Source organism: Methylobacterium gnaphalii (assembly GCF_007992215.1).
In the GTDB taxonomy this organism is placed as follows: Bacteria; Pseudomonadota; Alphaproteobacteria; order Rhizobiales; family Beijerinckiaceae; genus Methylobacterium; species Methylobacterium gnaphalii.
Genome location: NZ_BJZV01000014.1, coordinates 37,029 through 59,097, shown reverse-complemented (window position 1 = coordinate 59,097; position 22,069 = coordinate 37,029). Strand labels below are relative to the sequence as shown.

17 protein-coding genes are annotated in these 22,069 nt (G+C 67.2%); 10 read left to right on the top strand and 7 right to left on the bottom strand.

Annotated features, from left to right (window positions below; all coding sequences use genetic code 11):
* The first annotated feature begins 56 nt into the window (after positions 1–56).
* The 3 genes from glpK (at position 57) to MGN01_RS13445 (ending at position 2,823) form a co-directional block, all read left to right on the top strand.
* A complete protein-coding gene (gene glpK / locus MGN01_RS13455; RefSeq protein WP_147047140.1) occupies positions 57–1,562 on the top strand; it encodes a glycerol kinase GlpK in 1,506 nt (501 codons plus the stop codon).
* Between the two features lie 161 nt (positions 1,563–1,723).
* Positions 1,724–2,305, top strand: coding sequence for a YqaA family protein (locus MGN01_RS13450; protein WP_147047139.1), 582 nt, complete (start codon positions 1,724–1,726; stop codon positions 2,303–2,305).
* Positions 2,305–2,823, top strand: coding sequence for a disulfide bond formation protein B (locus MGN01_RS13445; protein ID WP_147047138.1), 519 nt, complete (start codon positions 2,305–2,307; stop codon positions 2,821–2,823). The genes MGN01_RS13450 and MGN01_RS13445 overlap by 1 nt, the downstream gene beginning before the upstream one ends.
* Positions 2,824–2,922: 99 nt before the next feature.
* Here the strand turns inward: MGN01_RS13445 and MGN01_RS13440 are convergent, their stop codons facing one another.
* Complete coding sequence (locus MGN01_RS13440; protein WP_147047137.1) at positions 2,923–3,345, bottom strand: EVE domain-containing protein; 423 nt, start codon at positions 3,343–3,345, stop codon at positions 2,923–2,925.
* Positions 3,346–3,413: 68 nt separating this feature from the next.
* The gene (locus MGN01_RS13435) at positions 3,414–6,344 is read right to left on the bottom strand and encodes an FAD-binding and (Fe-S)-binding domain-containing protein (RefSeq protein ID WP_147047136.1); all 2,931 of its coding nucleotides are present in this window, start codon (positions 6,342–6,344) and stop codon (positions 3,414–3,416) included.
* Between the two features lie 145 nt (positions 6,345–6,489).
* Here MGN01_RS13435 and MGN01_RS13430 point away from each other — a divergent pair, with 145 nt between their 5' ends.
* From MGN01_RS13430 to MGN01_RS13420, 3 genes are all read left to right on the top strand, one after another.
* On the top strand, positions 6,490–7,587 hold the full coding sequence (locus MGN01_RS13430; RefSeq protein ID WP_238258418.1) for a threonine aldolase family protein: 1,098 nt from the start codon (positions 6,490–6,492) through the stop codon (positions 7,585–7,587).
* Between the two features lie 103 nt (positions 7,588–7,690).
* A complete protein-coding gene (locus tag MGN01_RS13425) occupies positions 7,691–9,007 on the top strand; it encodes an MFS transporter (RefSeq protein ID WP_147047135.1) in 1,317 nt (438 codons plus the stop codon).
* Positions 9,008–9,047: 40 nt separating this feature from the next.
* Positions 9,048–10,250: a CaiB/BaiF CoA transferase family protein gene (locus MGN01_RS13420; RefSeq protein ID WP_147047134.1), complete on the top strand. Its 1,203-nt coding sequence runs from the start codon at positions 9,048–9,050 to the stop codon at positions 10,248–10,250.
* A gap of 18 nt (positions 10,251–10,268) precedes the next feature.
* Here MGN01_RS13420 and MGN01_RS13415 read toward each other — a convergent pair whose 3' ends face one another.
* From MGN01_RS13415 to tsaD, 3 genes are all read right to left on the bottom strand, one after another.
* Positions 10,269–11,273, bottom strand: coding sequence for an NAD(P)H-dependent glycerol-3-phosphate dehydrogenase (locus MGN01_RS13415; protein WP_147047133.1), 1,005 nt, complete (start codon positions 11,271–11,273; stop codon positions 10,269–10,271).
* A gap of 57 nt (positions 11,274–11,330) precedes the next feature.
* Positions 11,331–13,568 (bottom strand): mechanosensitive ion channel family protein, encoded by a 2,238-nt coding sequence (locus MGN01_RS13410; protein WP_147047132.1) that lies wholly within the window; start codon positions 13,566–13,568, stop codon positions 11,331–11,333.
* Positions 13,569–13,829: 261 nt separating this feature from the next.
* Complete coding sequence (tsaD, locus tag MGN01_RS13405) at positions 13,830–14,879, bottom strand: tRNA (adenosine(37)-N6)-threonylcarbamoyltransferase complex transferase subunit TsaD (RefSeq protein WP_147047131.1); 1,050 nt, start codon at positions 14,877–14,879, stop codon at positions 13,830–13,832.
* A 170-nt stretch (positions 14,880–15,049) separates the two neighbouring features.
* Between tsaD and MGN01_RS13400 the strand changes: the two genes are divergently transcribed.
* The 4 genes from MGN01_RS13400 (at position 15,050) to MGN01_RS13385 (ending at position 20,923) form a co-directional block, all read left to right on the top strand.
* On the top strand, positions 15,050–15,754 hold the full coding sequence (locus tag MGN01_RS13400; protein ID WP_147047130.1) for a uroporphyrinogen-III synthase: 705 nt from the start codon (positions 15,050–15,052) through the stop codon (positions 15,752–15,754).
* 129 nt (positions 15,755–15,883) lie between these two features.
* On the top strand, positions 15,884–18,040 hold the full coding sequence (locus tag MGN01_RS13395; RefSeq protein WP_147047129.1) for a hypothetical protein: 2,157 nt from the start codon (positions 15,884–15,886) through the stop codon (positions 18,038–18,040).
* A 165-nt stretch (positions 18,041–18,205) separates the two neighbouring features.
* A complete protein-coding gene (locus MGN01_RS13390) occupies positions 18,206–19,732 on the top strand; it encodes a heme biosynthesis protein HemY (RefSeq protein WP_147047128.1) in 1,527 nt (508 codons plus the stop codon).
* A gap of 96 nt (positions 19,733–19,828) precedes the next feature.
* Positions 19,829–20,923, top strand: a complete 1,095-nt coding sequence (locus MGN01_RS13385; RefSeq protein ID WP_147047127.1) for a hypothetical protein — start codon at positions 19,829–19,831, stop codon at positions 20,921–20,923.
* Positions 20,924–20,979: 56 nt separating this feature from the next.
* On the opposite strand, the gene MGN01_RS13380 is transcribed toward MGN01_RS13385, so the two are convergent.
* Both MGN01_RS13380 and MGN01_RS13375 read right to left on the bottom strand, forming a co-directional pair.
* On the bottom strand, positions 20,980–21,318 hold the full coding sequence (locus tag MGN01_RS13380) for a DUF1491 family protein (RefSeq protein ID WP_147047126.1): 339 nt from the start codon (positions 21,316–21,318) through the stop codon (positions 20,980–20,982).
* 49 nt (positions 21,319–21,367) lie between these two features.
* Positions 21,368–22,036 (bottom strand): peptidoglycan-binding domain-containing protein, encoded by a 669-nt coding sequence (locus MGN01_RS13375; protein WP_147047125.1) that lies wholly within the window; start codon positions 22,034–22,036, stop codon positions 21,368–21,370.
* Positions 22,037–22,069: the final 33 nt, after the last annotated feature.

Below are 22,069 nucleotides of genomic sequence, written 5' to 3'. Positions count from 1 at the left end.
TTCGGCGAGAGACCGACGGGACGAGACAGCAAAAGAATTCCAGGGTGGGACGAGCCATGAGCCGATATGTCGGCGCCATCGACCAGGGCACCACGAGCACCCGCTTCATCGTGTTCGACCGCGAGGGCACCGTCGTCTCGCTCGCCCAGGAGGAGCACGAACAGATCTTTCCGAAGCCGGGTCATGTCGAACATGACCCGCGGGAGATCTGGAAGAAGACCCGCAACGTCATGACGGAGGCGCTCGAGAAGGCCGGTCTCGAGCCCCAGGATCTCGTCGCCATCGGCATCACCAATCAGCGCGAGACCACGCTGATCTGGGATAAGACGACTGGCGAGCCGCTGTACAATGCCCTGGTCTGGCAGGACACCCGCAACGACCGGCTTGTTGCGGACTTCGCCAAAGAGGGCGGCATCAACCGGTTTCGCGACGTCACCGGCTTGCCGCTGGCGAGCTACTTCTCCGGGCTGAAGCTGCGCTGGCTGCTCGACAACGTGAAGGGCGCCCGCGAGCAGGCCGAGGCTGGCGACGTGCTGTTCGGCAACATCGACACCTGGCTGGTCTGGAACCTCACGGGTGGCATCGATGGCGGCGTGCACCTCACCGACGTCACCAATGCCAGCCGCACCCAACTGATGTCGCTGGAGACCCTCGACTGGGACGAGAGCATGCTGGAGGCCTTCGGCATCCCGCGGGCAATGCTGCCGAAGATCGTCTCATCGAGCGAGGTCTACGGGGAGACCCGTGCGCCCTTCGAAGGCGTGCCGATCGCCGGCATTCTCGGCGACCAGCAGGCGGCCCTCTTCGGACAGACCTGCTTCACGCCCGGTGAGGCAAAGAATACCTACGGCACCGGCTGCTTCGCGCTCATGAACACCGATGGTCTGCCCGTCCCATCGAGTGCTGGCCTGGTCACGACGCTGGCCTATCGGCTGGGAGGACAAAAGCCGGTCTATGCGCTCGAAGGCTCGATCGCGGTCACAGGCGCACTGGTCCAGTGGCTGCGCGACAATCTCGGGATGATCAAGGAGAGTGCCGAGGTCGAGAAGCTCGCCGCGACGGTCGAGGACAATGGCGGCGTCTACTTCGTGCCGGCCTTCTCCGGCCTCTATGCCCCGCACTGGAATGACGCCGCGCGCGGGCTGATCATCGGCCTGACCCGCTACGCGAACAAGGGTCACATCGCCCGCTCAGTGCTCGAGGCTACAGCCTTCCAGACCAAGGAGGTGCTGGAGGCGATGGAGAAGGATTCCGGGATTCCTGTGAAAGAGCTTCGCTCCGATGGCGGCATGGTCGCCAACGACACGCTGATGCAGTTCCAGTCCGACATCCTCGATGTGCCGGTGGTGCGCCCGAGGGTGACCGAGACCACGGCGCTCGGCGCCGCCTACGCCGCAGGCCTCGCCACTGGCTACTGGCGGGATCTCGACGATCTCAAGCACAACTGGAGCGTCGATCGCCGCTGGGAGCCGAAGATGAATCCCGGCCAGCGCAGGAAGATCTACGCTGCCTGGAGCCGTGCGGTGAAGCGTTCCTTCGACTGGAAGACCGACGAGGATTAAGCCGGGCACTCCTGGGAAAAGGTACGGGTTGAGCGAAGGCGACGGAGAGGAGCGGGCTGCGCGAGGTATCGGAAAGCTTGCCAAGCGCCGCGCCGCCCCTCTCGCCTCGGCGGCCACGCTGTGCTCAAAGGGCTCGCGTTTTCCCCATCGGACCGATCTCCATGATCCGCCGCCTCTACGAGTGGATACTCGCGCTCGCCGGCAAGCCCTCGGCGCCTTGGGCGCTCGGCGCGGTAGCCTTCGCGGAGAGTTCATTCTTCCCGGTGCCGCCCGACGCCATGCTGGTGCCGATGGCGGTGAGCCGGCCGGACAAGGTCTGGCTCTACGCCACTATCGCGACGGTGACCTCGGTGCTTGGCGGGATCGCCGGCTACGCGATCGGTGCGCTCCTCTTCGACTCTGTCGGCCAGTGGCTGTTCCAGCTCTACGGGCTCACCGACAAGGCTCACACCTTCCAGGAGTCCTATGCCAAATACGGGCACTGGGTGATCCTGCTGAAGGGGCTGACGCCGATCCCTTACAAGTTGGTGACCATCACCTCGGGCTTCGCCCATTACGACCTGTTCTGGTTCATAGCGCTCTCGATCATCACCCGTGGAGCACGCTTCTTCGTCCTGGCAGGGCTCCTCGGCCGCTACGGCATTTCGATCCGCGCGGTGCTCGACCGGCATCTGAACGTCGTCGTGGCCATCTCGGTGGTGATCATCATCCTCGGCTTCTTCGCGCTGAAGGTTGTATTCTGATGCGTCTCGGCCTGCCATTCCGGACCCAGACCGTCGCGCTGCTGTTGCTTGCCGGCGCCGCGCTTACGGTGGGAGGTGCGCTCTTCTTCGAGCATGTGCTGGGCTACGTGCCGTGCAAGCTCTGCCTCACCGAGCGGGTGCCGTACTATCTGACGCTGCCACTCGCAGGCCTGGCCGCGCTCCTGCCGGGGCGCGTCTCAAGGTTGATCCTCGGCTTGATCGCGCTCGTCATGCTCTACGGAGCGGGTCTTGGCGCCTACCATGCCGGCGCCGAATGGGGTTTTTGGCCCGGCCCCAGCGATTGCGGTGGCGGCTCCGCAGCGGCGGCAAACGTCGAGGACTTCCTGAAGGACCTCGCCGTCAAGCAGACCGTCGACTGCACCAAGGCTGCCTGGACCTTCCTCGGGATCTCGCTGGCAGGATGGAACGCCCTGATCGCTGCCGCGCTCGGCATCTTCGCAGGCCTCGCTGCGCTTTCACGTCAGCCCACGACCAGGCCGCACCCATTCGGCAGGTAGCCGGCCCTCGGCAAACCGTCTTCGAGAACGGTCCGACCGCCACGGCGAGCGCGCCATTTGTAGGGATCGCAAGCGGCCGCGCATCACATTGGCAGGATGTCAGCCGTTCGGCAGGCCGCCCATCTCGCATACCGCCTTCCACTCCGCCTCGGTCACTGGCTGAACCGAGAGACGCGAGTTGTTCACCAGCACCATGTCCTTGAGCCGCGGCTCGGCCTTGATCGCATCGAGCGAGACAGGCTGCGGCAGCGGCTTCACAGCCTTGACGTCGACCATGCCAAACCGGCCGGACTCATCCGTATGGTCCGGGTAGTACGGCTTGATCACCTCGACGATGCCGACGACCGCCTTGCCCTCGTTCGAATGGTAGAACAAGCCGCGCTCGCCGACGACCATGGCCTGCATCTGGTTCTTGGCCAGGTGGTTGCGCACGCCGTTCCAGCAGGTGCCGCCCTCCCCGGCTTCCACCTGCCGCTGCCAGGACCAGGTCGAGGGTTCGGACTTGAACAGCCAATAGGCCATCGAGGGCAGGCTCCGCGGAAGACGGCTGATCGTCTACACGCGGGTCACTGGCACCGGAAGCGGCGAGATCATCCCGTCACCAGTGCTCTGTCGAGCACCCTTGCAACGTGTTCGGCCTCGCGTTGAACCCCGTCGTGGATCTGATGGCGGCAGCTGGTTCCGTCGGCGACGACGAGGTCGTCGGGGCCGGCCTTGCGGAGCGCTGGGAACAGCGACAGCTCGGCCATAGCGAAGGACACGTCGATGGTCTCGGCCCGGTAGCCAAAGGCCCCTGCCATGCCGCAGCAGCTCGACTCGATCACCCGCACGTCGAGGCCCGGAACCGCGCGCAGCACCGTCTCCACCGCTCCCATCGCCCCGAACGACTTTTGGTGGCAGTGCCCGTGGAGATGGGCGACCCGGCCGGCCTGGTCGGCGAGGTTCAGTCTGATGCGCCCGGCCTTCAGGTCGGCAGCGAGAAGCTCTTCGAACAGGAAGGCCTGTGATGCCAGCGCCTTCGCCTCCTCACCCGGCAGCAGCGACAGGAACTCGTCGCGGAAAGTAAACAGACAGGAAGGTTCGAGCCCGACCACGCGGGCGCCAGAGCGCACGAAGGGTAGCAGCGCGTCGAGGGTGCGCCGAGCCTCCTCGCGGGCGCGATCGGTCTGCCCTGAGGCGAGATAGGTCCGCCCGCAGCAGAGCGGACGGCTGCCGGAATGCGCTACCACGCGGTGCAGCCGGTAGCCGGCCGCCTTGAGCACGCGTTCGGCCGCCTCCAGGTTCTCGCGCTCGAAGGCCCGGTTGAAGGTGTCGCCGAACAGGATGATGTCCTGCCATTCGCCGGTGACATCTGTCGGCTTGGCAACCGGGCCCTGTTCGCGCCAGGGCCTGCGCCATTCTGGCAGCGAGCGCCGGGCCGAGAGGCCGAGCATCTGCTCGCCGAGCTTGGCGAGAGCCGGGATCTGGTTGCGCAGGTTCATCAGCGGTGCGAGGCGTGCCGCAATCCCGGCATAACGCGGCATCTCGGCGACGAGCCTTTCGCGGGCCGGCAGGCCGTGTTCGGCATGGTAGTGATGAAGGAACTCGATCTTCATCTTGGCCATGTCGACGCCGGTTGGGCATTCGCGCCGGCAGGCCTTGCAAGACACGCACAGATCCATGGTGCGTTTCATGTCGGACGAGGTGAAGGCGTCCTTGCCGAGTTGGCCTGACAGAGCGAGCCGCAGCGAATTGGCCCGGCCGCGGGTGAGATGCTGCTCTTCACGCGTGGCGCGGTAGGAGGGGCACATCGCCCCGCCGGCCAGTTTCCGGCAGGTGCCGTTGTTGTTGCACATTTCGACGGCGCTGCCGATGCCGCCCCACTCCGACCAGTCGAGCGCGGTCTCGAGCGGCTGAACCGCATAGTCCGGCTTGAACCGGAACAGGGAACGGTCGTCGAACTTCAGCGGGCGGACAATCTTGTTGGGATTCAGGCGGTTGTCGGGGTCGAACCCGTCCTTCACCGTCTCGAAGGCTCGCGTCAGCGTAGGCCCGAACAGCGGCTCGACGAACTCGGAGCGCGAGATGCCGTCGCCGTGCTCGCCGGAATAGGAGCCCTTGTAGCGACGCACCAGATCAGCGGTCTCTTCCGCGATCGCGCGCATCTGCCGGACGCCGCCGGCATCCTTCATGTCGAGGATCGGCCGCACGTGCAGGCAACCAACCGAGGCGTGGGCGTACCAGGTGCCGCGGGTGCCGTGCTTGGTGAACACCTCTGTGACGGCATCCGTATAGTCGGCGAGGTGCTCGAGCGGCACCGCGCAATCCTCGATGAAGGAGATCGGCTTCGCATCGCCCTTCATCGACATCATGATGTTGAGGCAGGCCTCGCGCACCTCCCAGACGGTCTTCTGCCGAGAGGGCTCCATTACCTCCACCACGGCGTCGGGGAAGCCGTGATCTGCCATGCAGGCGTCGAGACTCTTCAGGTCTCGCTTGAGTGAGTCGAGATCGTCGCCGGCGAACTCGGCAATCAGCAGGCAATTCGGCGTGCCACGGGTGATGTCGGCCAGTGTCGACCTGAACAGCGGGATGTCGGCGCCGAGCACCAGGACATTATTGTCCACGAGCTCGACCGCGACCGGCCCGAGGGCGACGAGATGCTGCGTCGTCTCCATCGCCGCGCGGAACGACGGGAAGTGGCAGATGCCGAGCACACGATGCGTCGGCAGGCGCGACAGCTTCAGCGTCACCGAGGTGGTGGCGGCGAGCGTGCCCTCGGAGCCGACCAGCAGATGTGCGAGGTTCGGGCGCGGCTCAATCAGGCTGTCGAGGTTGTAGCCGCCCACGCGGCGCTGCACGTTCGGGTACCGGTCGAGAATTTCCTGGCGGTTCTCGTGGGCGAGCGCGAGCATCCTCCGAGCCAGTTCCTCGGCCCTGACGGAGCCGGTGACGCCCAGGCTCTCATTGCCGGTCAGGCTGAAACCGAAGGCCTCCGCGTCGTGAAAAAGCGCCTCCATGGCGAGCACGTTGTCGCTCATCTTGCCGAAGCGCAGCGAGCGGGCGCCGCAGGAATTGTTGCCGGCCATGCCACCGATGGTGCAGCGGGTCGCGGTGGATGGTTCGACCGGGAAGAACCAGCCGTCGGCCTTCACGCGGGTGTTCAGCCGCTCCAGCACCATGCCCGGCTCGACGGTGATCGTGCCAGCCTCTGCATCGTAGCCGGTGACCGCATTGAAATGGCGCGAGCAGTCGACGACGAGCCCCGACCCGATCGGCTGTCCGTTCTGCGAGGTGCCGCCCCCCCGCATGATCACCGGCACGCCGTGCTCGGCGGCGATGGTCAGGGTAGCAGCTAGATCGTCCCGGCTCTTGGGCAGGACCACGCCCGCCGGCATGATCTGATAGATCGACGCATCCGTGCTGTAGCGCCCGCGCGTGAAGGTATCGAAGCGGACATCTCCTTGCAGGGCAGCCGTCAGTTCGCGGGCCAGATTCCCGCCAAGATCGGACCCGGCCTGCAGCCCCGCGCTCGCTCCCATTGTGTTTTTCCGTTTTGTCTGCTTGTCAGGGCTGGTCCTCACCGGCCCGCCCGCGTCATACTCCGCAATCTGAATTCTTCATACAATCCGCTGCATGGCGAGATCGAGACGGTCGATCGCCGCTGTCGCATGAGGCCCATCAGGCGTGACCATCGATCTTTTCAGCGATACGCAAACCCGTCCGACCGCCGGGATGCGCGAGGCCATGGCCCGCGCCGAGGTAGGTGACGAGCAATCGGGCTCGGACCCGACCACTAATGCGCTCTGCGAGCGCGTGGCGGCGATGCTCGGCATGGAGGACGGCGTGTTCATGCCGTCCGGGACGATGTGCAACCTCGTCTCCATCCTGGTGCAAACACGAGCCGGTGACGAGATCATCTGCGACGACCAGTCTCATATGTACAACACTGAGGCCGCTGGTGCGGCCGCCATCGGTGGCGTGTCGGTCAAGCCGTTGCCGACCCGCGTCGGGCTCTACAGCCTGGCGCAGGCCGAGGCCGCGATCCGCGTCCCGCAGCGGACGGCACCGCGCTCGGCGCTGATCTCCATCGAGCAGACCACGAGCTTTTCGGGCGGCACTGTCTGGGATCTGGGCGTGATGCGCGCCATCCGCGACCTCGCTCATTCCAAAGGTATCAAGGCGCATATCGACGGTGCTCGGCTGCTCAACGCGGTGGTTGCGACCGGCATCGCGGCGAAGGATTACGCGGAAGGCTTCGACAGCGCTTGGATCGACCTCAGCAAGGGCCTCGGTTGCCCTGTCGGTGCCGTGCTCTGCGGCTCGCGGGAATTCGTGGTTGAGGCCTGGCGCTGGAAATACCGGCTCGGCGGCGCCATGCGGCAGAGCGGCGTCCTTGCCGCTGCGGGTCTCTATGCGCTCGACAACCATATCGAGCAGCTGGCCGAGGACAACGCCAACGCCCATCGCATCCACGAAGCGATCCGCAACGCGCCGGGCCTCGCCTTCGACGAGACGGCCGGGCAGTCGAATATCCTCTGTTTCTCGGTTGCCGGCCTCGGCGTCACTGCCGCTGCCTTCGCGGAAGCCTGTCGGAAACACGACGTCCGCATCCGCGCGATCGGCCGCGATCAGATCCGAGTCACGGCCAATCTCGACGTCGACCGTGCCGGCAGCGAGCGGGCCGCCGAGGTGATACTGGCCACCGCGTCAACTTTCGCGAGCCGCGCGGAGACACCCCACAGCTCATCCGCGGGGTTGCCGGCGGGATCGCTCGCCCAATAGAGAAAATGCATTATACGGACGCGGGCGACGACCGCCCGAAGCCCGCAGCCCCTCAAGAGGCTGCACCAAACAACGACAACAAGAACTTCTCAAGGGAAACGCCATGACGCCGCCGATCGAGGCCAAGCGGAAACCGCCGCTCATCAGTGCAACCAACAGCGTCTTGCTGCTGCTCTGCCTGATGTACTTCATCACGTATCTCGACCGCGTGAACGTCGCGACGGCCGGCGGCGAGATCATGAAGGAACTCGGGATGTCGAAGACCGAGTTCGGTCTCATCCTGTCGGCCTTCGCCTACCCCTACGCGATCTTCCAGGTCATCGGCGGCTCGGTCGGCGATAAGTTCGGTGCGCGGCGCACGCTGTTCATCTGCGGGATGATCTGGGCGGTGGCGACGATCCTGACCGGCCTCGTCGGCGGCCTCATCAGCCTGTTCCTCGCCCGCGTGCTGCTCGGCTTCGGCGAAGGCGCAACCTTCCCGACCGCGACCCGCGCCATGCAGAACTGGACGGCACCGGGCAAGCGCGGCTTCGCGCAGGGCATCACCCACGCCTTCGCGCGGCTCGGCAATGCCGTGGCGCCGCCGATCGTCGCCTTCCTGATCTACCATGTCGGCTGGCGCTACTGCTTCGTCATCCTCGGCCTCGTCAGCTTCATCTGGGTTGCGATCTGGTACATCTACTTCCGCGATAACCCGTCCGACCACAAAAGCATCACGCAGGACGAACTCGACGTGCTGCCTGCGCCGCGCGCCCCGGGCACCTCGCAGGCCGTGCCGTGGTGGACGCTCACCAAGCGTATCGCGCCTGTGACGATCACCTATTTCTGCTACGGCTGGACCCTGTGGCTGTTCCTTGGCTGGATCCCGACCTTCTTCAAGGAGAGCTACGGGCTCGACCTCAAGAATTCGGCGCTCTTCGCCTCGGGCGTGTTCTTCGCAGGCGTCGTCGGTGACACGCTGGGCGGCGTGCTCAGCGACGGCATCCTGAAGAAGACGGGCAACATCAAGCTCGCCAGGCTCTCGATCATCGTGATCGGCTTCCTCGGCGCAGCGGCGAGCCTCACCGGCGTGTTCTATACCAAGGACCTGACCTTGGTGGCGCTGCTGCTCTCGTCCGGCTTCTTCTTCGCCGAGCTCGTGATCGGACCGATCTGGTCCGTGCCGATGGACATCGCACCGAAATATGCAGGCACGGCGAGTGGCTTGATGAACACCGGCTCCGCGGTGGCGGCGATCGTGTCGCCGATCGTGTTCGGCTTTGTCGTCGACAAGACCGGAGACTGGACGCTGCCCTTCATGGGTTCGATCGGCCTCTGCCTGCTTGGAGCCGTCCTCGCCTTCACGATGCATCCCGATCGCAAGTTCGAGGATACGTCGTCGGATACGACGGCGCCGACCGGCCTGAAGAAAGCCGCCTGAAGCTCACGCTGAACGACGGGACGGCATGACGGAGAAGCACATGGGCCAGGGCCCTCTCGCGGGTGTCCGGGTCATCGAGCTGGCTCACATCATGGCCGGCCCCGTCTGCGGGCTGATGCTCGGCGACATGGGCGCCGACGTCATCAAGGTGGAGAAGATCGACGGCGGGGACGACACCCGCCGCTCGGTCCCGCCCTCGATCGAGGGTGAGAGCGCTGCCTACATGATGATGAACCGTGGCAAGCGCGGCATCGCCCTCGACCTCAAGAGCCCGGAGGGCAAGGCTGTGCTCCGCCGCCTGCTCGCCGATGCCGACGTGCTGATCGAAAACTACCGCGGCGGCACGATGGAGAAGCTAGGCCTCGGCTACGAGACCCTGCGCCAAGAATTCCCAGGCTTGATCTACTGCGCGCTCTCCGGCTTCGGCCGGACCGGCCCCTACGCCGACCGCGCCGGCTTCGATCTGGTGGCCCAGGGCATGAGCGGCTTGATGAGCATCACCGGCGAGGGACCGGGCCGGCCTCCGATGAAATGCGGACCGCCGGTCACCGACATCACCGCCGGAATCCTCGCGGCCATGGGCGTGCTCGCCGCCTACACCCACAAGCTCAAGACCGGCGAGGGCCAGGCCGTCGACACTTCGCTGTTCGAGGCGGGTATCACACTCACTTACTGGCAATCGGCCATCGCGATGGCGACCGGCGTGGCCCCCGGCCCGATGGGCTCGGCGCATCCGCTGAATGCACCCTACGAGGCCTTCGAGACAGCCGATGGCTGGATCACCATCGGTGCCGCCAACCAGACCAACTGGCTGCGGCTGCTCGGCGTTCTCGGCGTCGAGGAGCTGGCGAACGATCCGCGCTTCGCAGCGAACCGGGATCGCATGGCTCATCGCGAGGAGTTGGTCGCAGCGCTGGCGCCGCATTTCCGGAAAGAGAGTTCGGAGTCTTGGCTGGCGCGGCTCGAAGAAGGCGGCGTTCCAGCCGGGCCGGTCCTCGATGTGTTGGCCATGCAGCGTGACCCGCAGACGCTCGCCCGCGAGATGGTGGTCGACGTCGATCACCCGAAGGCAGGTCGGATGCAGACACTTGGGCTGCCGGTGAAGTTCTCGCAGACGCCAGGGCAGGTTCAGGGACCGGCCCCGACATTCGGCCAGCATGGCCGCACGATCCTGGCTGAGGCCGGTTACGATGACGCCGCCATCGAGGCCTTGGTCGCAATCGGCGTCATCCGCGTGGCCTGACGGACTGCGTCGGGCCGCTTAGTCCGTTTCCGCCTTGAGCGGCCGGGCCAGAAGGCGCGCCACCACCCCATCGACGTCGGATGTGCCGGAGACGACGTCGGCCACCGCCTCCGCGATGGGCATCTCGACATTGCGCGCCCGCGCCAGAGCGATCAGCGCCGCCGCGGTGAAAGCGCCCTCGGCGAGTTTGCCGCCGGCGGCTTTTTCAGGCGTGGCACCACGGCCGAGACGATCTCCGAAGGCGAAGTTGCGGGACTGTGTCGAGGACGCGGTGAGGACGAGGTCGCCGAGGCCCGACAGTCCCATCAGCGTCTCTGCCCGTCCGCCATAGGCCTTCGAGAACCGCATGAGTTCCGCGAAGGCGCGGGCGATGAGGGCCGCACGGGCGCTCTCGCCGAGGCCGCGGCCGGCGACAATGCCCGAAGCAATGGCAAGCACGTTCTTGCCGGCACCGCCGATCTCGACGCCACGCACGTCGTCGGTGTGGTAGAGGCGGAAGGCCGGGCCGGAAATCAGTCCGGCTAGCCGCGCCGCTTCCGCCCCGTCGGTGCAGGCGAGCGTCACCGCGGTCGGCAGGCCGCGGGCGACGTCCGCGGCAAAGCTCGGGCCGGAAAGCACGGCGACGGTGGCTTTCGGCAGCGTTTCGGTGGCGACATCGCTCATGAACGAGTCGGTGCCCCGCTCGATCCCTTTGGCGCAGAGCACCAGCGACGCTTTGCCGAGATGCGATCGGAGCTGCCCGAGCACCTCGCGTACGGTCTGGGCTGGCGTGACCAGCAGGACGGTGCCAGCCTCAGACAGGCAGCTCTCGTCACACGTGGCCCGCACCTGGTCGTGCAGGGGGATGCCCGGCAGATAGCGCGTGTTGTCGCGCGTCTTCTGGATGTGAGCCGCCCCAACCGGGTCGCGCAGCCACAGCGTGACGTCCCGACCTGCGCAGGCGGCAGCATTCGCCAGGGCCGTACCCCACGAGCCGCCGCCGACGACAGCGACGCGGTTGGCTCGTCCGCTCTCGACGCTCATGGTATCTCCCGCCTCCACGGCACCCTGGGTCGTCGCGCCGGTGCCGTCAACGGCGCATCAGGCCGCGACGGGCGACTCTCCGCCACCCCGGATGCCGAGGCGCTCGCAGAGGCGCAGGATGTTCATCATCAGGTGGTTCACGATCTCGGTCTCGTTGGCGCCATTCCGGACATCGAGGCCGTATTTCAGCGTGACCTCGATCCCATCCTGACTCAGAGCCGAGACGGCGACCGACGTGCGCTCGGGCGTCGATTCGGGGATTTCGGCGACGAGTTCCTTCACACCCGAGACCAGCGCCTCGATCTGCGGCACGGTGGTATCGTAAGGGATCGGCAGCTTGGCCGAGTTGAGGTGGAAGCGGCGCGTGCCGAGGTTGTTCACCGTCGCATCCGAGAGCTTGCCGTTCGGCACGATGATCAGGCTGTCATCGGCCGTACGCACCCGCGTCGAGCGGATGCCGACATGTTCGACCGTGCCCTTGGTGTCGCCGGTAGCGATCCAGTCACCGCGGCGGAACGGCCTGTCGATCGCAAGGATGCCGGCGCCGAAGACGTTCGACAGGGTCTCACGGGAGGCAAAGGCCACAGCGAGACCGCCGATGGACAGGCTCGCGACGACGCCCTCGTAGGGCAGCGACAGCTGGATGGCGATGTAGGTGAGCCCCGCTGCGACGAGCCCTATCTTCAGCGCGCCGAAGCCGAGCGAGACGAGAATGTTGTCCATGCTCATGCGGCCGCCCTCGCCGCTGCTGAAGTAGCGAGCGACCACCGCGTCCACGAGCCGCCAGCCGAGCCACATCACCGAGACGGCGAGCATCACGCCGGTGACGCCGACCGAGATGCGGGTTGCCAGATCGGGTAGGCCGAGGGCCGGCACCAGGGCGTTGTAGACGAGGAAGACCACGGTGCCCCAAAGCGGCCAGCGGAAGGCGCGGCGCGCTGCCCGCGGATCTGCCTTACCAACGGCGTGCAGGAGGAAGACCAGGATCGCGCGGGCGATCAGCCATCCGAGGCCGATTGCGAGCACGATGATCGTTGCCCAGCCAGCGATCTGCCACGCTTCGAGCGGTCCGAATTCCGTGAGCATCGGTGGGGCAACGCCGCGCACCCATTTGCGCACCTTGAAGAACACCGAGGGCGGCGCCGGCAGGCTCTTCGTCTCGCTCGTCGGCATCTCCTCGACGGCGATGTAGAGATTGCGCGCATTGCGCACGGTCTCGGGGGTAAACTTCCAGCTCATCGCGTCGCCAGCGCCCTTCGGCGCGATGACGATGCGGCCCTCCGGATGGCTGAAGACGACCAGCGGCTCGCGGTTCTGGGGATCGTCCGAGATCTCCTGCGGCGCCATCTGCCCGATGCGGTTCACGATGCCGTTGAGGTACTGGAGGGCAAGCACGCCCTGATCGTTGCGCACAGCCTCGCTCAGTTCGGAGGTGTCCAGCGTTGCGAGTGCCTGGGCGCGGCCGCCGGTATTCCATTCCGAGAAGGCGCGGGTGAAGCTGCGCATGGCGTCACGCGCGCTCTTGCGCAGTTTGTATGCTTCGGGGCTTGGCGGCCGGCCTCCTGACCGAGCGAACAGGGCCTTGCGGCCTGCCTCCAAGGCGGCTTCATCGGGCATGGCGATGAACCACTTGTCGCCCTTCTTGAAGAGATGCAGCGGTAGCATCGCGCCGGTGCCGGCCTGTTCGAGCTTGAGGTCGACGGCGTCTTTATTGGTCTTGCGACCCGGGACCCCGTGCAGGCGGAAGGTGGTCTGATCGACGAGGTTGAACAGCGTCTGGGCCAGTCCGAGCTTCTGCTCCGGAGTGATCGCGCCAGCATTCTCGCCGAAATCGATGACGGAGACGGCACGAGTCATCTGGTCTGGTGCATCGTAGCGGGCGCTGTTGCCGGCATCGACGAAGGTGCGCAGGGCCTGGCGTGGGCCGCGCTGGTCGATGCCGAGCGCCTCCGGGTTTCCCGTGGTCCGCCCGCCGGTCCACCACTCGCCGGTGTCGAAGCGGCCCATGAAGGACTGGCCGTCATCGGACAGGACGAACTCGATGCCGCCCGAGCGCTCCCCCTGGATCCAGCGCCCCTTCAGCGTGCGCCCCTGGACCTCACCCGCGATCGAGCCGTCGTAGGACAGGTAGGTACCGTGGACGTGACTGCCTTCCTGCTGCAGCGCCATCCGCGCGCCGCCCTGGCGCCAACGTGTATTCCAGGTGCCGGTCCAGTTCGGATCTCCGGCGAAGCTCGGGGCGGAAACGAAAGTGACGGAGATCAGGACGAGCAGCAGGCGTAAGGCGTTGTGCATTGCGTTCCGAAGACGGTGGAAGACGACCGGAAGCTAGGTGGCCGCGATTGAAGGTCAACCATCGGCTCAAAGCACACATTTTCGCCGCATTCTGCCAATGACAGATCGTCATTCGGTCGAGATACGTGATGAAATCAGTATTTAAGGATCCGATCGGCCCATAAGATCCATCGGACATTGTAGATGTGCGTCTTTAGCATCTCATGCTGAGGTCGCTGTTCCCCGCCTCAGCATAAGCAGCTTGGTCAATACCCGGACGCCTCAGGCAGCCGTTGACGCGACGGCGAACGGCCAACGGGCACGGGCCGGGGCCGTGAGATCGTCGACGAGTCCAGCGCGCAGGCGCTCGATCCCGGCCCAGGCGATCATCGCACCGTTGTCGCCGCAGAGCGGCAGCGGTGGTGCGACGAAGCTGAGACCGACCTGCCCGGCCTGCGCTGCCAATGCCCGCCGGATGGCGCCGTTCGCGGCGACGCCGCCCGAGGCCACGAGCGCGGTCGGTCGGCCAGCAACCGCATCGAAGCCGCGGAGCGCCACCCGGACGCGGTCAGCGACCACATCGACCACGGCGGCCTGGAAACTCGCGCAGAGGTCGGCGATGTCCGTGCGCGCTAGCGGGGCGATCTTTTCCGCCTCGATGCGCAGCGCCGTCTTGAGGCCGGACAGGGAGAAGTCGGCCTCGCGCCGTCCGAGCATCGGCCGCGGCAGGGCGAAGCGCTCCGGATTGCCTGCCTCGGCCATCCGCTCCACCTCGGGGCCGCCCGGATAGCCGAGCCCGAGCAGCTTCGCGACCTTGTCGAAGGCCTCGCCAATGGCATCGTCGATGGTACCACCGAGCCGGACGTAATCGCCGACGCCGCGCACTGCCACGAGCTGGGTGTGACCGCCCGAGGCAAGCAGCAGTAGGTACGGGAAGGCAATCCCATCCGTGAGCCGTGGTGTCAGCGCATGGGCCTCGAGGTGATTGATCGCGAGCAGCGGTTTGCGTGAGACGAGTGCCAGCGACTTGGCCGTGACGAGGCCGACGAGCACGCCGCCGATCAGGCCGGGCCCCGCGGCCACGGCGATCCCGTCGAGCTCGGCCAGGGTCGTGCCGGCCTTGTCCAGCGCCCGTTCGATCAAGCGGTCGAGCACTTCGACATGAGCGCGCGCCGCGATCTCCGGCACCACACCGCCATAGGCTGCGTGCTCGGCGATCTGGCTCAGGACCTCGTTGGAGAGGATGTGCCCACTCGGCTCGTCGCCGTCGAGTCGTGCGACGACTGCGGCAGCCGTCTCGTCGCATGTGGTCTCGATGCCGAGGATCTTCATCGGATGTCGCTCATGCAGGCGCTGGCCGTGGCGGACTTAATTCGCCGGGAGGGGCAGGTCGAAAGTCGGCCCAGCCAGGATAAGCCGAGCATACTTGGAAAAGGATGGCCCGAGGGTTTACGGCAGATCGACACCGCCGAACAGCGTGGTCGGTCCGAGGGAGGGCTCGAATGCGGATCTGGGTCGCCCGCCCTGAGCCGGGTGCGTCGCGAACGGCAGAGAAGCTGCGCGTTCTCGGGCATGCGCCTCTCGTTGCGCCGATCTTCACGGTGGCGCCCACAAGGCAAAAGAGGCCGGCCGGGCGTTTTGACGCCGTGCTGCTCACCAGCGCCCAAGCTGTCCCTGTGCTCGCCACATCCAACTTGGACGAGGCCAGTCCGGTGCTCGCCGTCGGCGGCAGGACAGCCGAAGCGGCTCGTGCGGCGGGTCTCGACCCGGTTTATGACGCGGGCGGTGACGCGGTGGCATTGGTCCGCCTGGTACGGTCGCAGTTGGCTCCCGGAGCGAGACTGCTCCACGTCGCCGGCGAGGACCGCAAGGCAGAGCCGGCGGAAAGTCTGGTGACGGCCGGCTACGACCTCGCCGTCTGGGAGTGTTATGCTGCGCGACCCGTGGCCACCCTCCCCGCCGCAGTCGCGGAGGCACTGCGCGACGGCAGCCTCGCGGCGGTGCTGCACTATTCCCGCCGCAGCGCGGAGGCGGCTCTGCGGCTCACGCAATCCAGCGGACTCGACGCGCGCTTTCGGATATTGGATCACTACAGCCTGTCCGCAGACGTGGCCTTACCCCTGGTCGAAGCCGGCCTCGCGGCCCATTTCGTTGCGGCACAGCCGAGCGAGGACGCGCTCTTGGCCGGTCTCCCAAAACCGGTCTGAGCGCGAGGGCCTTGCCCGGGCGAGACAACGAGACCAAGCAAGCCGGCGGAAGACGGCAGGGCCTCTGCGACGGTGGCATGAGCGATTGCCACCGTCGGCCAGAAGCCGAACAAGAGGGACGACACGCCCGTGACATCACCGGCAGACGAGCGCGGCAAACCCAGCGGCCGACCGGACGAGACCTCCGGGAAGCCGGGATCGACGCCGGCCAAACCCGGTTCGACCGGCAGCAGCACGATGGCGCCAAGTGCGACGCCAAAGCCTGCCGAGGGTCAGAAGCCTAGCGAGCCGGCCAAGGCCGGCGCCGCCGGCAGCAGCGCGGGCTCGTCGAGTGCGGCCGGCACGAAATCTTCTGAGACACCAAAGACCGCCGCCGAAGGTGGCGGCAAGGATGCTGCCGCGAAGAGTACAGGAGCTGCCGGCGGTACCGCATCCTCCGCCTCTTCGAGTTCCAGCCCGAACGCGGCCTCGTCCAGCGCATCATCCAGTTCAACCGTGCCGAAGGCGGCCGCCGCCGACGCCTCGAAGACATCCGGTCCAGCACCGACGGAACCGGCAAAGGCGGGAGCTACCGGGAGCAGCGCGGTCCCGCCAGCCTCCTCTTCGACCTCGTCCGGCGCGCCGAAACCCAGTGAACCCCTCAAGGGGGGCGCCACCGGGACCACCACCGCCGGTGCGGGTGCGTCGAAGCCTGGTGCCAGCGCGGGCGCATCGGGCGCCGGCGCGTCGTCCAAGCCGCAGCAGGGCGCTGCGCGCGTCGGCCGCGACGACGCGCTCACCGACGGTCCGATCATCGATCTCAAGGCGAACCGCAGCAGCGATCCAGCGGGCGCCAAGCCCGCAGCAAAGGACGGCGGCAGCACGCCGCCGCCTGCGGCAGCGGCCGGCGCATCCAAGGGCCCCGGCTTCGCCGCTTTGGCCTTTGCCGGCCTCGCCGGTGGCGTGATCGGCGCACTCCTGTTGTTCCTGCTCGCCCAGACGGGCGTCTTGGCATCCAAAGGTGACCGTGCCCGGCTCGACGAACTCGACAAGCGCATCGCATCGCTTGCCCCCAGCAGCAGCGTCGCCGCGCTCGACAAGCGTGTGAGTGCCAACGAGACGGCACTGAAGCCGCTCCCCGAGGCTATCACCAAGGCTCAGGCGGCGGCCTCCGGCGCGGTCGAGAAGGCCGATCAGGCACTGCAGAAGGCGTCGGGTTCCACCGCACCGGTTGCCGAGGGGGCGCCCGTGGCACCTTCGGATCTGGTAGCGCGTCTCGATGCGCTGGATCAGCGCGTCTCGGCCTTGCAGGAGGAGCCCGGCCGCGACCAGGGGTCGGACGCGAAGGCCGTCGCTCACGGGGACGATCCAGTTCGTCTCGCGGACATCGATGAGCGTCTCAAGGCGCTCGAGACCAAGGGTCAGGCACAGGGCGCTACCGTTCCGGAGGAGGATCTGGCACCGAAACTCGCCACGCTTCAGAGGGACGTCGAGGCGCGCACGAAGGCGAACGAGGCGGCCGACAAGGCGCTCGGCCAGCGCCTCGACCAACTGCAGCAATCGCTCGATAGCCGGATCGCGGCCGTGACCGAGGCCGTGCAGCAGGCGAGCCGGCAGACTGCCGAGGCCGGCAAGGCCCAGGCCGAGGAGGCGGCTAAAGCCATCGATCGTCGCCTCCAGGAGCAGGGTGACCGCATCGCTGCCCTCGACAAGACGATTGACGGCAGCGCAAAAGCGGCGACGGTCCAGGCGGCGTTGCGGGCCGTTGCAGCCAATCGCATCTCGGATGCGCTGGCGACCGGTGCTCCCTACGCTGACGCGCTCGCAAGCCTGCGCGGTAATGATTCCGGGGAGGGCGCGCAGTTGCAGCCACTGACGGCCTTCGCCGATGCCGGGGCTCCGACCGCATCCGTACTTGCTGACGAATTCCGACCGATCGCGGAGAAGATCGCCTCCTCGCGCCGCGCGGCCCGGGCGTCTGCTCGTGCTTCCAGTGGGAGCATCGGTGATCGTCTGCTGGGCATGGCGGAATCTGTGGTGCAGGTGAAGCGCGTCGGTTCGACCGGCAACACGGCGTCCGCGACGCCGGCGGCGGATGACGAGCCCGAGGCCAAGGTGCAGGACGCGCTCGACCATAGCCGTCTCGACGCGGCGGCCAAGGCCTTCGCGGCGATGCCGGAAGATGCGCGTGCTCAGGCCAAGGAGTTCGGGGCGCGACTGAAGTCGGCCTCCGATGCCCGGGCCGCCGCCCAAGCCCTGCAGGCAGATGCTTTCAGGGAACTCCAGGCGCCGGCTGCCGGCCGCTGAGGGTGACAACGCACTTCGAGAGCCACCCGAAGGTAGGGTGGACGATCGCGGCTCGGATCGGCGGCGCGGATGCCGCGCCGCTGCCCGGCCGTGTTACACCGCAACAGTTTAGCGCGGCCGATCCGTCGCGATCCGGCCATTCGACGTTCTGGAGTTCTTGACCGAATGTGGCGCGCCCTTGTCTTCCTTGCCCTCCTGGCCATTGCCGCCGTTGGCGCTGTCTGGGTCGCCGACCACCCGGGCACGGTCACCATCGTATGGAGCGGTTACGAAGTTGGCGTCAGCCTCGCCGTGGCGCTGGTTGGTGTTCTCGTCGCGGTGCTGGTCGTAGGGATCATCCTCGCTGTGGTGCGCGGCGTCATCGGGCTGCCCGGCTTCCTCAGCCGCTCGACGCGGGAGCGCCGCCGCGCCAAGGGCATGTCGGCTCTTTCGCGGGGGATGATCGCGGTAGGCTCGGGCGATCCGCTGGCCGCACGACGTCATGCCGGCGATGCCGAGCGCCTGCTCGGCGCGCAGCCGCTGACCCTGCTGCTCAAGGCGCAGGCCGCCCAGATCTCCGGCGACCGCGACGCGGCCGAAAAGGCGTTCCGCAGCATGGCCGACGATCCAGAGACGCGGGTGCTCGGCTTGCGTGGCCTCTATGTCGAGGCACGCCGCCGCGAGGATGACTCGGCGGCGCGTGCCTACGCGATCGAGGCGGCACGTCTGGCACCCAGCGTGACCTGGGCGAACGATGCCGTGCTCGAAGCACAATGCGCCGACGGTGACTGGTCTGGCGCGACGCAGACGGTCGAGCGCCGCGCTTCCCTCGGCCTGATGGACAAGAGTGCTGCCCGCCGCCAGCGCGCCGTGCTGCTCACCGCCTCGGCCCAGCAGCATGAGGCCGGTGAGCCGGAAGCGGCGCTCGCCGAGGCGCAGAAGGCGGTGAGCCTCGCACCGGATCTCGTGCCCGCTGCCTGCATCGCCGGCAGGCTGCTCGCTCGCAAGGGCGACTTACGCAAGGCTGCAAAGGTTCTCCAGACGGCGTGGAAGGCCGAGCCGCATCCCGACCTCGCCAAGGTCTATCTTGGCCTGCGTCCCGGCGATTCGACGCAGGACAGGCTCAACCGCGCCGAGGTGCTGGCCCGGCTGTCGAGCTGGCATCCGGAGGCTCGGCTCGCGGTCGCACAGGCGGCGACCGAAGCGCGCGACTTTGCCAAGGCACGGGAGACGCTGGCGCCCCTCGTCGCCGATCATCCGACCGTGCGCACCTGCCTGCAGATGGCTCGGATCGAACAGGCCGAGCACGGCGCCGAGACCGGCCGCGCCCGCGAATGGTTGGCACGTGCCACCCGTGCCCCGCGCGATCCCGCCTGGATCGCCGACGGCATCGTCTCGGAGCGCTGGGCCCCAGTCTCGCCCATATCGGGCCGCGTCGACGCCTTCGTGTGGAAGACGCCGCCGGAACTGCTCGGTGGCCCCGATCGGGAGGCCGAGCATGAGCCCGAGACCACGCAGGCGTCTGACGTGGGGAAAGGCCCGTCCACGTCCGGCGATCATGGACCCGGTACAGGGCCGCTCAAGCCGATGAGCGACGCGGCTGCCAGAAGCACCTCTCCCGTCGACAGCGGTACGCCGCCCGTTCCCCCCGTCTTCAAGGCCGGGCAGCCTGCCGGCAGGAACGAGACGCCCGAACTGCGCGGCCTCTCGTGAGCGAGGCCGGGACAACCGCGGTCACGCCGGCTTAAAGCTCGATTCACGCAAACTCGCTTAACCTGGGCAAAGCGAGTTCTGCGTAATCGAAAGCCCATGACCTCATCCGTCATTGACACGCCGGACATGACCGGCCTCATCGAGCTCTCGCGCGATCCAGGGCTCGATCTGAAACCGGTGATCCTAAGGGTTCAGACCGATCTGTTCCTGGCCGCGCCGATCCGCGACCGGGCCGTGCTGTCCTCCTTCGCCTCTCTCGCGACCGGCCTGATCTCGACCGTCGACGAGGAGACGCTGCTTACCGTCGCTCGCAAGCTCGCGCCTTGCCCTGAGACGCCGCAGGCCGTGCTTGCCGCTTTGGCCGCCCGCGGCGGCGAGGCCTGCAGGGAAGTGATCGATTCTGCCGTGGTGCTGGAGCCAAGTGTCATCGCCGCCGCGCTGGAATCGGGCGCCGATATCGGCGCGGCCATTGCGGCCCGGGCCGAGCGCGACCTGCGCTCAAGGCGCTCTCCTGCCGCGCCGACACAGCCAGCCACGTCCGATGCGGCGCTCGACCGCGCGGGCTTTGACGATCTGATGAACCGAGCACGTCAGGACGGCGATGTCGCAGCCGCCCTGCTCGCGCGCTCCGATATCGCCGCTGCCGATCTCGCCCCGCTCTGGCTGCATGCAGAGCCGGCCGTGCGGCTGAAGATCCATGAGGCGGTTGCAGCCACGGCAGCCCTGCGTTCGCATCCGCCAGCTCCACGCGGCCTCGGCGAGACGCTCACGGGCCTATCGCGGAATGGCGATGTCAAAGGCTTTACCGCGGCGCTTGCCGGGGCGCTCGGCCTTCCGGCGAATTTCCTTGCTTCGGCGCCAAATCCCGCCTCGCGCTATGATCTCCTGACGCTTGCCCTGCGCGCGGCCGATCTCAGCGAGGCGGAGGCGGTCTACGTCTTCCTCACGCTGAATGCGACCGTCGCTCGCTCGGCCGACCGTGTCTTCTCGCTCGTGCAGCTCTTCCGCTCATTGACGCGTCCCGCGTCCCGCGATCTCCTGGCGGCCGTCCTCGACGTCCGGCTGCAGGAGCGGGCAGCCAGCGCAGAGCACCGTCCATACTATGCTCCGGATACTGAAAAGCCGCGGCCGGCGGCGGAGCGCATCTCCGCTCGCAACATCCTGCCAACCCGCATTCGGCAGACGAGTTGAAGCGGGTCCCCGGCCGATCGGATCGGCCTTCCGCGGCCCGCGTCGATCGACCAACATCACTCCACCAACTCGAGCCCGTGGCGTCCGTCGCGGTCGTCGATCTCGATGATCCACAGATCCTCGTCGAAGCGGATCTCTTTGGCGATGCGCGTCTCGACATCGGCGCCGTCCGCGCCCTTCAAGATCGCTGAGAAGCGCCGCTCGCCGTCATCCGCCTCGATCAGCGCCTGCGGAGCCGGGCCATAAAGATCGGCGGTGCCGTTCAGGCGGTCGACCTTGAGAAAGATTGCGCCTGCCTCTGGCGAGCCGCGCCGGCGCTGGACCGCAGGAATGCCCTCAACGGCAAGGCGGCGCAGATGCGCGGAGACCCAGAAATCGGCGCGGAGACGAGGCATGGCTCCGCGATAGCGCGTCGGGCGCGCCTCTGCACCTTCGCCGTCGCGGTCAGCCCTTGGCCGCGCTGGCCTTGGCGGCGAGTTCACGAAGCGTCCGGCCCGATGCTTCTCCTGTCACAGGAAGCTTGCGGTCGCGCTCGAACTTCTCGATGGCCGCCTTCGTCGCCGGTCCCATCACGCCGTCGGCCTTGATCGTGCCGTAGCCGAGCTTCGCCAGTGCCCGCTGAGCCTGTACAACCTTGTCGACGGTCTTCGGCGTCACCGAGGCCGTGGTGTCACTAGGAGTGCGCAGGATGTCACCGATGGCATCGCGGACGGGGGCCTTCTCACGGGCGTGCGGTTCCGCCGCTGCAGCGACAGGCGCCACGGGCGGGGTCACAGGAGGCGCCGGTGCGGCCTTCGCCTGCTGGATCGCGGCCTTCGGGAGAATCGGGGCCGGGTGAGGTCCTGACTGGCGGCCGAGCGCGTTCACGCTGACGTAGCCAACTGCCACCAGCGCCGCCATGGAGCCCAAGGCTTCGCCGGGACGGGTGATGCAGGTCCGGGCAATCCAGCGGCCGAACGCGGCCGTCGTTGCAAGGAATTCAGCAGTCGCCGAGCCGGAGGATTGCGCGCGTGCGGCGCGGCGCGGCGCCGCTTTGGCAACGGCTTTCCCGGCTCGCATATCGCGCGGCACGATGATCTCGCGCTGGTCCCGCTGCGGGCTTGGCTCGCGCATCAACGCGCTCCTTCGATGGTTCGGATCGCTGCT

What these genes read in the sequence shown, in the direction of transcription:
- MGN01_RS13435 (WP_147047136.1), bottom strand. Translation starts at nt 6,344, where the DNA reads ATGGGAGCGAGCGCGGGGCTGCAGGCCGGGTCCGATCTTGGCGGGAAT.
- MGN01_RS13390 (WP_147047128.1), top strand. Translation starts at nt 18,206, where the DNA reads ATGTGGCGCGCCCTTGTCTTCCTTGCCCTCCTGGCCATTGCCGCCGTT.
- tsaD (WP_147047131.1), bottom strand. Translation starts at nt 14,879, where the DNA reads ATGAAGATCCTCGGCATCGAGACCACATGCGACGAGACGGCTGCCGCA.
- MGN01_RS13400 (WP_147047130.1), top strand. Translation starts at nt 15,050, where the DNA reads ATGCGGATCTGGGTCGCCCGCCCTGAGCCGGGTGCGTCGCGAACGGCA.
- MGN01_RS13385 (WP_147047127.1), top strand. Translation starts at nt 19,829, where the DNA reads ATGACCTCATCCGTCATTGACACGCCGGACATGACCGGCCTCATCGAG.
- MGN01_RS13375 (WP_147047125.1), bottom strand. Translation starts at nt 22,036, where the DNA reads ATGCGCGAGCCAAGCCCGCAGCGGGACCAGCGCGAGATCATCGTGCCG.
- MGN01_RS13415 (WP_147047133.1), bottom strand. Translation starts at nt 11,273, where the DNA reads ATGAGCGTCGAGAGCGGACGAGCCAACCGCGTCGCTGTCGTCGGCGGC.
- MGN01_RS13380 (WP_147047126.1), bottom strand. Translation starts at nt 21,318, where the DNA reads ATGCCTCGTCTCCGCGCCGATTTCTGGGTCTCCGCGCATCTGCGCCGC.
- MGN01_RS13450 (WP_147047139.1), top strand. Translation starts at nt 1,724, where the DNA reads ATGATCCGCCGCCTCTACGAGTGGATACTCGCGCTCGCCGGCAAGCCC.
- MGN01_RS13425 (WP_147047135.1), top strand. Translation starts at nt 7,691, where the DNA reads ATGACGCCGCCGATCGAGGCCAAGCGGAAACCGCCGCTCATCAGTGCA.
- MGN01_RS13420 (WP_147047134.1), top strand. Translation starts at nt 9,048, where the DNA reads ATGGGCCAGGGCCCTCTCGCGGGTGTCCGGGTCATCGAGCTGGCTCAC.
- glpK (WP_147047140.1), top strand. Translation starts at nt 57, where the DNA reads ATGAGCCGATATGTCGGCGCCATCGACCAGGGCACCACGAGCACCCGC.
- MGN01_RS13410 (WP_147047132.1), bottom strand. Translation starts at nt 13,568, where the DNA reads ATGCACAACGCCTTACGCCTGCTGCTCGTCCTGATCTCCGTCACTTTC.
- MGN01_RS13445 (WP_147047138.1), top strand. Translation starts at nt 2,305, where the DNA reads ATGCGTCTCGGCCTGCCATTCCGGACCCAGACCGTCGCGCTGCTGTTG.
- MGN01_RS13440 (WP_147047137.1), bottom strand. Translation starts at nt 3,345, where the DNA reads ATGGCCTATTGGCTGTTCAAGTCCGAACCCTCGACCTGGTCCTGGCAG.